Source organism: Variovorax rhizosphaerae (assembly GCF_037889975.1).
Taxonomy (GTDB): Bacteria; Pseudomonadota; Gammaproteobacteria; order Burkholderiales; family Burkholderiaceae_C; genus Variovorax; species Variovorax rhizosphaerae.
In genome coordinates, this window is record NZ_JBBKZT010000105.1 from 1 (window position 1) to 1,284 (window position 1,284).

1 protein-coding gene is annotated in these 1,284 nt (G+C 62.5%); it reads right to left on the reverse strand.

The features are described from left to right. Positions 1-73 precede the first annotated feature (73 nt). Positions 74-1,054 (reverse strand): IS110 family RNA-guided transposase, encoded by a 981-nt coding sequence (locus WKW82_RS40505; RefSeq protein WP_340348846.1) that lies wholly within the window; start codon positions 1,052-1,054, stop codon positions 74-76. Positions 1,055-1,284: the final 230 nt, after the last annotated feature.

The following is a 1,284-nucleotide window of genomic DNA, read 5'->3' on the forward strand; positions in this document are numbered from 1 at the left end:
GGGCACCCGCGGAACCGGCTTTGCCGGGCCGCTGGGTGCGCCCCCTTGAGCAACTGTGTTCAAAGTCAAGCTTTTAGCTCCGGACATGGCGCAATGGATTCCAGGCAGATTGATCACGCAGCATGGCGTTGAGGATGGTCAGCATCTTTCGCATGCAAGCGACGATGGCGACCTTCTTGGGCTTGCCTGCGGCCAGCAGGCGCTCATAAAACGCCTTGATGACGGGGTTGTAGCGAGTGGCCGTCAACGTTCCCATGTAGACCACCGCACGGACTTCAGAGCGTCCACCCCACGTTCGCCTTGGCCCTTTGCGATTGCCTGAGTCATTGGCCAGTGGCGCCACCCCCACCAGCTTGGCGATGGCACGGCGGTCAAGCCGCCCCAGCTCGGGCAGGCAGGAGGTCAACGTCAGGATCGTCACCGGGCCCACGCCTTTGACGCTGTCGAGCAGTTTGCTTTGCTCCTTGAAGTGCCGGTTGAGATGGTCGTCCACATCGCGGTCGATGTCTGCAAGCTGCTTTTCCAGCGTCTTGAGCACGCTGCGAATGCTGCGCGCAGCACGCGCGTTGGCCAAATCCAGGCGGTTGTGCTCGGCCACATGCATGTCCACCAACTGCCGTCGGCGCACCATCATTGCAGCGAGCTGCTCCCGCTCGGGGGGCGAGGTGAGGGTGATGTACTTGTGACGCTCCTTGTGCCGGGCCACGACATCGGCGAAGTCGCGCAGCACGCGTGCATCCACCCGATCGGTCTTGGCCAGCACGCCCATGGACTTGGCGAAATCACGCGCCTGCCTCGGGTTCACACGCGCCACGCTGAGGCCCGCGCCTTGCAGCGCGCACAGCAGGCCACGCTCGTAGCCGCCAGTGGCCTCGATGACCACCAGGTCGGCATCGGCCTGGCGCAGCTTTGCAATCAACCCATCCCATCCTGGCGCGTCATTGCCAAATCGCTCTTCCTGGTTGCCCCAGCAGGCATCCAGGAATTGCTTGGACACGTCGATGCCGACGTTCAGACGCGCGACTTCACTCGCTACCCCACCTTGCGGATTCATAGTTCTCATTGGCAACTGTTCGGGCTACACGGTTGGACAAAATGGGACGATGCGTTGACCACAAGCTCAAGGGCGGACTGCAAAGCCCAGAGGGGGATCAGGTTTGGCGCATCGACCACAAAACCACGCCGGGGCCAGGCGGTGGACAAGTGGACAGTTCGAGCTTTGCTCGAACCGGCTTGCTTGCCGTGGACAACGCTTCGCGTTGCCCACCGCGCAAACCTCTGACC

Coding starts and splice junctions, on each gene's coding strand:
- WKW82_RS40505 (WP_340348846.1), bottom strand. CDS start 1,054: ATGAATCCGCAAGGTGGGGTAGCGAGTGAAGTCGCGCGTCTGAACGTC.